Source organism: Helicobacter sp. MIT 14-3879, from assembly GCF_003364125.1.
On sequence record NZ_NXLP01000042.1, the window covers coordinates 1 to 10,916 of the forward strand.

The following is a 10,916-nucleotide window of genomic DNA, read 5'->3' on the forward strand; positions in this document are numbered from 1 at the left end:
CTTGTCATGACTAAAGGCTTTAGCCGAAGTATCTCTGAATCCTCAAGCTTGTCATTACTTAGATTCTAAGGTTAAATTTACATTTGTCATTACTTAAGCGTAGCGAAATATCTCTAATAGAATCTTTTAAAATTCTACACTTAGCCTAATCTTAAAGTTTTATTAAAATTTTAAGATTCTTAAGTCTTTTATAGAATCTAGTAGAAGAGATTCTTCAGCCTTGCTACGCAAGACTTCAGAATGACACCCCCTATCCTATTCTTGTGAATCTAGTTTATCCTATTTGCAAGTGTAGGCAAAATCCTTTGAGGATTGTGCGAGAAAGCAAAATATCCTCCTTTGTCATTACTTTGGGCAAAGCCCGAAGTATCTCTAGTCTATAAAGTGATATTTTATCATTGAAGTATCTCTAATAGAATTTTTTAAGATTCTATACTTAACTTAGCTTAATTTAAGAGTTTTATTAAAGCTTTAGATTCTTTGCTCTTTTTAGAATCTAGTAGAAGAGATTCTTCACTTTGCTTTGCAAAGTTCATAATGACAATTTAGTTTGTCCTATTTGTAAGTTTTGGTAAGGGTGTTTATCATACTTAGATTCTAAGGTTAAATTTACACTTGTCATTACTAAAGGCGTTAGCCGAAGTATCTCTAATAGAATCTTTAGATTCTTTGCTCTTTTAGAATCTAGTAGAAGAGAATCTTATAGATTCTTCACCTGCTAAAGCAGGTTCAGAATGACAAGAGCAGTTCTCTTGTTGAGCGTTAGCGAAATATCTCTTAATGATAGAATCTTAGTGATTCTGCGCTACGCTTTAGTAATGACAGGAGGAAAGAGTAATTCTTCAGAATGACAACTTACTTCTTTTGTCATACTGAGCTTTGCTTGCAAAGCGAAGTATCTCTAACAGAATCTTTTAAGATTCTTTAAATCTCTTTAATCTATTTAATCCCTTAACTCTCTTATGCTTTGTTTTCTTTTATTCTTACTCTTTTGATTCTCTATTACTCTCTTAGATTCTCTTAATGTTTTTCTTACTTTGAGAATCTTTGTTCTTTAAAGAATCTAAAGCTTTAATAAAACTCTCAAATTAGGCTAAGTGTAGAATCTTTTAAGTTTCTTTAACCAAAGGTTTTAACACAAAAGATACTACATTAAGAGATTCTTCAGTCGCTTTACTCCTTTAAAATGACAAGGTGAATTTGCAAGAGACTTCACAATGACAATCCTGCTTATCCTATTCTTGTGAATCTAGTTTATCCTATTTGCAAGTGTAGGCAAAATCCTTTGAGGATTGTGCGAGAAAGCAAAATATCCTCCTTTGTCATTCTGAGCTTGTTGTAACAAGCGAAGAATCTAACAAAGAATCTCTACAAGATTCTAAAGCCTTACTAAAACTCTTAAAAGCGTTAGCTAAAGTATCTCTAATAGAATCTTTTGAGAATCTATACTTAACTTAGCTTAATTTAAGAGTTTTATTAAAGCTTTAGATTCTTTGCTCTTTTAGAATCTAGTAGAAAAGATTCTTCACTTTCGCTACGCTCAAGTTCAGAATGACAAGGTGAATTTGCAATCCTTTAAGAACAGCAAAAGAAAAGGGTAGATTCTTCAGTAATGACAATATTTCCTCTTATTTCTTAACATTTCTCTTTCTATCTTGCCTTGTTAGATTTTTGTAAATCCCCCCTATCCTATTCTTGTGAATCTAGTTTATCCTATTTGAAAGTGTGGGCAAAATTCTTTAGGGATTGTGCGAGGAAGCAAAATATCCTCCTTTGTCATTACTTTGGGCAAAGCCCGAAGTATCTCTTCTATAAAGTGATATTTTATCATTGCAGTATCTCTAATAGAATCTTTTAAGATTCTACACTTAGCCTCATTTGAAAGTCTTATTAAAGCTTTAGAATCTTTACTCTTTTAATTTTTTGTCTCTCTTATTTTCTTTGAATCTTTAGATTCTTTGCTCTTTTAGAATCTAGCAGAAGAGAATCTTATAGATTCTTCAGCCTTGCTACGCAAGACTTCAGAATGACAAAAGCAGTTGTCTTGTTTGGTGTTAGCGAAATATTTGTATGAGAATCTTTAAGAGATTCTTCATTTTGCAAGCAAAGTTCAGAATGACAAAGAAAAAAAAGGGGGGGGGGTTCAGGGCGATAAAGCGGTTAGGAATAACAATGAGATTCATAGAGAGATTCTTTAGCCTTGCTACGCAAGACTTCAGAATGACAATTTACTTCTTTTGTCATTACTTAAGCATAGCGAAGTATCTCTAACAGAATCTTTTAGATTCTACACTTAGCCTCATTTAAGAGTTTTATTAAAGCTTTAAGATTCTTTAGTATTTTTAGAATCTAGTAGAAGAGATTCTACAATGAGAGATTCTTCACTTTGCTTTGCAAAGTTTGGAATGACAAGGAGAGAGGCTTGGAATGACAAATAGAATCTTTTGAGGATTATTTACTCTAAAGCAAAGTTCAGAATGACAAAGGCATTTGCAAGAGACTTCAGAATGACAATCCACTTTGTCTTGTTTGGCGAAAGCGAAACATCTCTGAATCCTCAAACTTGACTTAGATTCTAAGCTTAAATTTACACTTGTCATTACTAAAGGCTTTAGTCGAAGTATCTCTCTTTGCAAATGTAAGTAAAAACGATTGTGCGAGAGCTTGTAAAACTCTTTTGTTTTTAATTTGAGATTCTTCAGCCTTGCTACGCAAAGCTTCAGAATGACAAGAGCAGTTGTCTTGTTTGGCGTTAGCGAAACATCTGTGTTAGAATTTTTAAAAGATTCTTCACCTGATAAAGCAAAGTTCATTATTTTCCTTGTGGTGCATTCCAAATGCTAATCACTCAATGTCAAATCACAATGCTAAATTATATTCCCTACTTTCCTACCCTATTTGCCTGCTCTATGGGATATCTATCCCCTACAATCTGCACTTTATCTAGGGCAGTATCAAGCTCTTTTAAGTCTGCTTGCGTGAGTTTTAGCGATAAAGAGTTCATATTCTCGCTTAGATGCTCCCTCTTAGTCGTGCCAAAAAGCGGCACAATGTAGGGCTTTTTAGCTAGAAGATAAGCGATAGCCACTTGAGCGGGTGAGGCATTTTTATCCTTTGAATGAGGATTTTTACCCCTGCCAAATGCTTTGAGAATCTCTATAATTTGATAGTTTGCCTCCATTGCATTAGGTTCAAATCGTGGCAGTGTCTGGCGATTATCATTTGTAGGGTCAAATGTAGAATTTTTATTGAGTTTGCCGCTTAGATACCCACGATTTAGAGGGCTATAAGCCACAAAGCCAATGCCAAGCTTTTCTAAAGTAGGGAATAGCTCACTCTCCACATTACGCCACATTAGGTGATATTCACTTTGCACGGCGGTAATGGGGCAGATTCTATGAGCCTTTTGTATGGTAGTCGCACTCAATTCACAGACGCCAAAACGAGCGACTTTACCCTCTTTGATAAGCTCCTTAACCGTGCTTGCAATCTCCTCAATAGGCGTTTTGGGGTCAGCTCTGTGCTGATACAAAAGCGGGATTTGCTCCAAATGCAAACGTTTAAGTGAGTTTTCCACGACTTCACGAATGCGTTTAGGGGAGGAATCAAGCACCCAATCACCCGCTTTATCCCCCTCTTTGCCAAAGCCAAATTTAGTTGCGATAAAAATGCGTTTATTGTAGGGCTTAAGCAGTTCGCCTACTAAAATCTCATTTGTATCTGGTCCATAGACTTGAGCGGTATCAAAGAGTGTGATACCCGCATTGATAGCGGCTTCTAGGATTTTTCTTGCTTCATTTTTAGAGAGATTTTGACTGCGGTGGTAGTTTAGCCCCATACAGCCAAAGGCGAGGGCAGAGACCTCAAGGGCATAGCTTCCTTTGCCAAGTGTGCGTTTGGGCAGGGAGCTAATAGGCTCTCTAGCAAGAAGTGGCACAAAACCCCCACCAAAGCTAAAAGCCCCTAAAGCTATGCCTATTATGCTAGTAGTTTTTAGAAACTCTCTACGATTTGTATCTTGTTTGTGCATTATTTCTCCTTTTATTATAGTTATGCAATTATACAGCCTGATAGCTAGTCTCTGTCAAGAATAAATTATAAGAATAAATTATAGAATTAAGCTCTGTTTTTTAAAAGCAATACAGCCAATACAGCAGAGAGCGAAGTCTCTCTGAATCCTCAAATTCTCAAACTCAAAAGATAAACTAATGTCATTACTTTGAGCAAAGCCCGAAACATCTCTAAATCCTCAAACTTGACTTAGATTCTAAGGTTAAATTTACACTTGTCATTACTAAAGGCTTTAGCCGAAGTATCTTAAAGATTCCATAATAAGAGATTCTTCAGCCTTGCTACGCAAAGCTTTAAAATGACAAAGGGAATTTGCAAGAGACTTCACAATGACAAAGGGCATTTGCAAGAGACTTCACAATGACAGGGATTCTTATTTGTCATTATGAATGAGAATTTATTTTATCAGGTTCTTGCAAATCTAATTTATCTTATTTGCGAGCTTGGGTGAATTGCTATCACAACGCACGAGGCTTAGCAAAAGATGAAATATCTTTATCATTGGCATTGTTGGATACTTCGGGCTTTGCCCAAAGTAATGACAACTGCTATTACCTATACTTACAAAGATGACAGGCTAGATTCACAAGAATAGGACAAGGCTAACTATTCTATTATAAAAGTTTATTAAATCTTTGCCTCTACTTTTACTTTAGCCTCTTTTAACAATGCCTTGCTTTTTGCCCTTAGTGCAATGCTTTGTGTGATTTTAGATTCTATTTTTTGTTGAGTTTCAATATCAAGAAGTGGAATGAGAATTTCAAGAATATTTTTACTTGATAAATTAGTTTGCACCCCTCCTGTCCCCATTCTTTCAAACTGCAATTTTGCTATGATAGAGTTTAATAATATCACTAGCACCTCTTGGCTAAACCCACTAATAGCAATTTTTAGTATCCTTTGATTTATCATAGCATTAATGTCCTCTCTTACCACGCAAGCCAATCCCACACTGCCTGACATAGAGATAAGAATATCGCCTATTTTAACCTTATCTCTCGGGCTTAGATTTTGAGCTTCATTTGTAAGATATACAGCATTACTCATATCCAAATTTGCGTTTTTAATATTATTGATTCTAATTAATGCTAAATTTCCATTCTCTAAATACCCGTCACTAGAAAATGCAAATCCACCTGATTGTTCTAAAACCAAGTCTTTCAAATGACAATAGCCATTTTTATAATGTTTTATTAGCTTTTCATTTTTATCATATTTACTTTGGTAATACTCGCTATCAAGACGTCCTGTTTTTAAGAAACTCTCCTTTAGGGTGCGAATGGTGTAGTTTGGATAGATTTTATTTTGGAATTTTTCATTGTCATTTTTACAAGTGGGGCTTGTAGCTTCGCTCGTGGGAGGGAGAATGCTAGAATCCTTTACTTTGTCATTAATGGACTTTTCATTGTCATTAGCATCTCTCATTTTGTCATTAATGTTTTTCACTTTGTCATTCTGAGCTTGTGAAACAAGCGAAGAATCTCTTATTGTAGAATCTTTTGTTAAATCCTTTAGAGATACTTCGCTATGCAAGCAAAGCTCAGTATGACAAAATAGATATTTCACATTGTTATTTTGAAGTCTTGGCTTTACATGACTGAAGAATTCTCAAAATAACATTTTAGTTTCTTGTCATTTTGAATACTTAAATAATCAATCTACTTTGTCATTCTGAACCTGCTTTAGCAGGTGAAGAATCTCTAAGATTCTCTTCTACTAGAATCTTTAAAGAGCAAAGATTCTCAAAGTGAGAAAAACATTAAGAGAATCTAAGAGAGTAATAGAGAATCAAAAGAGTAAGAATAAAAGAAAACAAAGCATAAGAGAGTTAAGGGATTAAATAGAATAAAGAGATTTAAAGAATCTTAAAAGATTCTGTTAGAGATACTTCGCTTTGCTTAAGTAATGACAAGATAACTTTACAAAGATAAAAGTTAAATTGTCATTCTGAAGTCTTGCGTAGCAAGGCTAAAGAATCTCTCATTGTAGAATCTCTTATACTAGATTCTAAAGAGTTGATTATTCAGTATGAGAGTAAATCATTCAACAATGAGAGCAGACTTCCGTCATAACAAAGCCTTAAGTTAAGAAAAGTATCTTTATTTCACAGACTTAATTTGTCAAGGTTAGCGTCTCTAAAGGCTAGTTGGATTGTTGGTTGAGGAAAAACATCTCTATTTATCAAAGCCCAAAAGAACAAAGACATCAGCTTTACCAAGTTTAAGAAAAGCAAAATATCTCTATTTGTGTTATTCTCTTGCCATAAAAGAAAAAACTTAACGACAAATTTGTCAAAGCCCGCTATCTCTAGGGCGAATGTCAAACTCGTTGAGGAAAAACATCTCTATTTACTAAGGAGATATTTCAGTCGCTTCATTTCCCTTAAATAATGATAGTTTTAAGAATTTAGCTTAGTCCTAGCTTCAGCGTGAGAGGCTATAAAGCTTAACGACAGCTTAATATGCAAACAATTAAATATGGATTGTGTGAGGTTGGTTATAAACCTTAAATTAGCTTTAAGAATTTAGCCTAGTCCTAGCTTTGGTGTGAGATTGGCACAAACCTTAAATTAGCTTTAAGAATCTATCCTATTATCTTTATGAGGTTGGTATAAACCTTAATGATAGCTTTAAGAATCTATTCTATTATCTTATGGCTTTCTTTTATCTTTATTTTGATTTCTCATTCCGTGTTTGATAATCTCTAGGGCGAATGTCAAACTCGTTGTGGAAAAACATCTCTATTTACTAAGGAGATACTTCAGTCGCTTCATTTCCCTTAAATAACGATAGTTTTGAGGGTTTAGCTTAGTCCTAGCTTCAGCGTGAGAGGCTATAAAGCTTAACGACAGCTTAATATGCAAACAATGTTAAATATGGATTGTGTGAGGTTGGTTATAAACTTAAATTAGCTTTAAGAATTTAGCCTAGTCCTAGCTTTGGTGTGAGAGGCTATAAAGCTTAACGACAGATTAATATGCAAACAATTAAATATGGATTGTATGAGGTTGGCTATAAACCTTAAATTAGCTTTAAGAATTTAGCCTAGTCCTAGCTTCAGCGTGAGAGGCTATAAAGCTTAACGACAGCTTAATATGCAAACAATTAAATATGGATTGTATGAGGTTGGCTATAAACCTTAATGATAGCTTTAAGAATCTATTCTATTATCTTAATTGCTTTCTTTTATCTTTATTTTGATTTCTCATTCCGTGTTTGATAATCTCTAGGGCGAATGTCAAACTCGTTGCGGAAAAACATCTCTATTTACTAAGGAGATATTTCGGTCGCTTCACTTCCCTTAAATAACGATAGTTTTAAGAATTTAGCCTAGTCCTAGCTTCAGCGTGAGACGCTATAAAGCTTAACGACAGATTAATATGCAAACAATTAAATATGGATTGTATGAGGTTGGTTATAAACCTTAAATTAGCTTTAAGAATCTATCCTAGTCCTAGCTTCAGCGTGAGAGGCTATAAACCTTAAATAACGACAGATTAATATGCAAACAATTAAATATGGATTGTATGAGATTGGCACAAACCTTAAATTAGCTTTAAGAATCTATCCTATTATCTTAATTGCTTTCTTTTATCTTTATTTTGATTTCTCATTCCGTGTTTGATAATCCACTCACAAGCCTTGCTTGACGTAGTTTGCCTCCATTTTTCAATCAGCCAATAGGCTTTTTGTGGTGCTTCTTTAAATAAATCATTCAAATTATTGCCCACGCTTTTTTGCACAAACTTTTGTGAATCATCTTTCAAATTCGTCAAAATAATCGTGGTTTTCTCAAACTCCTCAAGGGCTACAAGCAGCTTTTGCGACCAAGGGAGAGAGATTCTTATCCCCTCACTCGCTAGTCTGCGGATATGCACATTATCCTCCTTGCTCCAGCCAATCAGCGCGTCCATAACTTCTCTTGGGTGCTCTTTAAGCAAGGGGCGAATTGCATATTCACCTGTAAATCGCTTGGTAAGCTCTTTGATAAAACTTAGCGACAAACGCCAATCCTCATTCCCATACCGCTCCACATACCTACCAATTGGCCACAGCCACCAACCAAAGCTAAACATTCCCTCTGCTTTGGGTAATTCCTCGCCAAGCAGTTCGCTAAAGCAATGGATATTTTGCGCATAATCATTTCCCATTGTCGCGACAATCGCATCAACAATGCAATCAAAACGCGCAAACAATTCCTTATCTTCAAGCTGCCCTTGCAGCAAATGGCAAAATTTTTGCGTATCAAAGGTAGGACAAACCGCATAAATCTTGCGTGATAATTCTACAATATACTCATCGTTATAATGGTCTTTGTGCTTCATTCTCCGCCTTTTTGATAATTAAGATTTTCAAAAGAAAGAGCCTTGCCAAGTAAGGTGCTTCATTCTCCGCCTTTTCTTTGATAATAATCTTTGTTAATAATAAGAGGCACGCTCTTGCTAGCAGGGCTGACAAAACCCTGCCCCCTATCTTAGTGATTTTGACTACGTCGATAAGCTAGCCCATTTTCCTTTTGATAAATTTGAGTTTAATGGAATCATAACACAAGATATTTAAGATAAAGCCTTAACACATCTATGAAACACATTGCAAGAGTGTATTGCCAAAACAGAAATTAGGGCTTTATTCCCTATGCTATCAAGCAGGTTTATAAGGATAGAGAGGCTTTGTAGTAATACGCTTCTTTTTCTCTTCTCTCACTCTCACTCTTAACTCTCACTCCTTGCGTAGTAATGCGCCTTTTTCTCTCATTGTCTCTCACCCTTACATAATAATACGCTTCTTTTTTCTCTTCTCTCACCCTTGCTTTTGCATAATAATGAATAAAAATAGAAATAATTGTTCAATTTAACTTTTTCTATTCTCTCACTCTCGTAGTAATACGCCTTTATCTCTCATTGCCTCTCACCTTTGCTTTTGTGTAGTAATACGCCTTTATCTCTCATTGCCTCTCACCCTTACTCTTGCTTTTGTGTAGTAATACGCCTTTATCTCTCATTGCCTCTCAACCTTACCTTTGCATAATAATGAATAAAAATAGAAATAATTGTTCAATTTAACTTTGTCTATTCTCTTGCTCTCACTCTTAACACTCGCTCTTGCGTAGTAATACGCTCTTGCCTCTCACCCTTGCGTAGTAATGCGTCCTTGTCTCTCATTGCCTCTCACCCTTACTCTTGCATAATAATGAATAAAAATAGAAATAATTGTTCAATTTAACTTTGTCTATTCTCTTACTCTCGTAGTAATACGCCTTTATCTCTCATTGCCTCTCACTCTTGCTTTTATGTAGTAATGCGTCCTTGTCTCTCACCCTTACATAATAATACGCTTCTTTTTCTCTTCTCTTACTCTTGCCCTTGCTTTTGCATAAATAGGATCTTGCCTCTCAACCTTACCTTTGCGTAGTAAATGAATAAAAATAGAAATAATTGTTCAATTTAACTTTTTCTATTCTCTTACTCTCGTAGTAATACGCCTTTATCTCTCATTGCCTCTCACCCTTGCTTTTGCGTAGTAATGCGCCTCTTTCTCTCATTGTCTCTCACCCTTACTCTTTGCTTTGTTGATGATATTATTTTAAGCTTTAATTTAAGAGCTTAAGGCTTTAGGTTATAAGAAAAGCTTAAGTCTCTAGCCTATAAATCTACTTTTTTAAGATAATCTCTCATTCTAGCACCTTGCTTAGAATCTTTAATCACACACAGAATCTCAAAGTATCATAGAGAATGAGGCATACAAGATTCTAACTAATATTCTCAGTAAAGAGATTTGCAACTCAACAAGGCTTTCTTGATTCAAGACAGAAAATAGGGCTTATTGATTCAATATGAGAGAATAAGACAGAGAGATTCTTTAAATCCCTTAATCTATTTAATCTCTTTAATCTATTTAATCTATTTAATCTCTTATGTTGTGTTTTCTATTTTCTCTTACTCTTTTGATTCTATCACTCTCTTATTCTCTTAGATTCTCTTAATGCTTAGTTCTTAATGTTTTTCTCACTTTGAGATTCTTTGCTCTTTTAGAATTTTTAGTTCTTAATGCTTAGGTTCTCTTACTCTTTTAATCTCTTTAATCTCTCTTATTCTTTCTTATGTTTGAATCTCAATCTCTTAGATTCTCTTAATGCTTAGTTCTTAATGCTTTTCTCACTTTGAGAATCTTTGCTCTTTAAAGATTCTTTAATCAAACAAAGATTTATGAAATATTAATGAAGCACATAATCAGAGAGAGATTTTTTATCCCATCAGATTCTATATTTTTAGAATCTAGTAGAAGAGATTCTACAATGAGAGATTCTGAACCTGCTTTAGCAGGTGAAGAATCTCTAAGATTCTCTTCTACTAGAATCTTTAAAGAGCAAAGATTCTCAAAGCGAGAAAGGAATTAAGAGAATCTAAGAGAGTAATAGAGAATCAAAAGAGTAAGAATAAAAGAAAACAAAGCATAAGAGAGTTAAGGGATTAAATAGAATAAAGAGATTTAAAGAATCTTAAAAGATTCTGTTAGAGATACTTCGGCTAAAGCCTTAAGTAATGACAAGTGTAAATTTAAGCGTAGAATCTAAGTAAGATTTTGTGTTAAAAGATAATAGTGTTTGGTAGGGATAAGGAGAGGTGATAAGATTAGGATAAGCTAGGATTCTTTAAGGATTCTATGTGTCTTAAGTCTAAGAGTAATTCCTTGTTTCTCTTATGAAGACAAATAAAAGAATATGGATTAAGTGATTTTGCGATAAAACTCCATATTAATCTTAATCTTCTCTTTTCTTAACTCGTTTCTTATCTTAAAAATCTCATTCATATTTCTTAAATCTTGTTTTAAAGTATCAAGTAGAAT

5 protein-coding genes are annotated in these 10,916 nt (G+C 34.4%); 1 reads left to right on the top strand and 4 read right to left on the bottom strand.

The features are described 5' to 3' along the window. Positions 1-2,381: 2,381 nt before the first annotated feature. From CQA44_RS10015 to CQA44_RS10030, 4 genes are all read right to left on the bottom strand, one after another. Complete coding sequence (locus tag CQA44_RS10015; RefSeq protein ID WP_115547104.1) at positions 2,382-2,813, bottom strand: hypothetical protein; 432 nt, start codon at positions 2,811-2,813, stop codon at positions 2,382-2,384. Between the two features lie 68 nt (positions 2,814-2,881). Continuing rightward, positions 2,882-4,030, bottom strand: coding sequence for an aldo/keto reductase (locus CQA44_RS10020; RefSeq protein WP_115547105.1), 1,149 nt, complete (start codon positions 4,028-4,030; stop codon positions 2,882-2,884). Between the two features lie 668 nt (positions 4,031-4,698). Continuing rightward, on the bottom strand, positions 4,699-5,637 hold the full coding sequence (locus tag CQA44_RS10025; RefSeq protein ID WP_258864999.1) for a restriction endonuclease subunit S: 939 nt from the start codon (positions 5,635-5,637) through the stop codon (positions 4,699-4,701). Positions 5,638-7,642: 2,005 nt separating this feature from the next. Continuing rightward, entirely contained in the window at positions 7,643-8,395 is a 753-nt protein-coding gene (locus CQA44_RS10030; RefSeq protein ID WP_115547106.1) for a DNA alkylation repair protein, read from the bottom strand. 1,892 nt (positions 8,396-10,287) lie between these two features. Between CQA44_RS10030 and CQA44_RS10035 the strand changes: the two genes are divergently transcribed. Then, complete coding sequence (locus CQA44_RS10035) at positions 10,288-10,467, top strand: hypothetical protein (protein ID WP_115547107.1); 180 nt, start codon at positions 10,288-10,290, stop codon at positions 10,465-10,467. Positions 10,468-10,916: the final 449 nt, after the last annotated feature.

Bases quoted from the DNA above. Each gene is read 5' to 3' on its own strand.
- CQA44_RS10035 (WP_115547107.1), top strand. From the start codon at position 10,288: ATGAAGCACATAATCAGAGAGAGATTTTTTATCCCATCAGATTCTATA.
- CQA44_RS10020 (WP_115547105.1), bottom strand. From the start codon at position 4,030: ATGCACAAACAAGATACAAATCGTAGAGAGTTTCTAAAAACTACTAGC.
- CQA44_RS10030 (WP_115547106.1), bottom strand. From the start codon at position 8,395: ATGAAGCACAAAGACCATTATAACGATGAGTATATTGTAGAATTATCA.
- CQA44_RS10015 (WP_115547104.1), bottom strand. From the start codon at position 2,813: ATGAACTTTGCTTTATCAGGTGAAGAATCTTTTAAAAATTCTAACACA.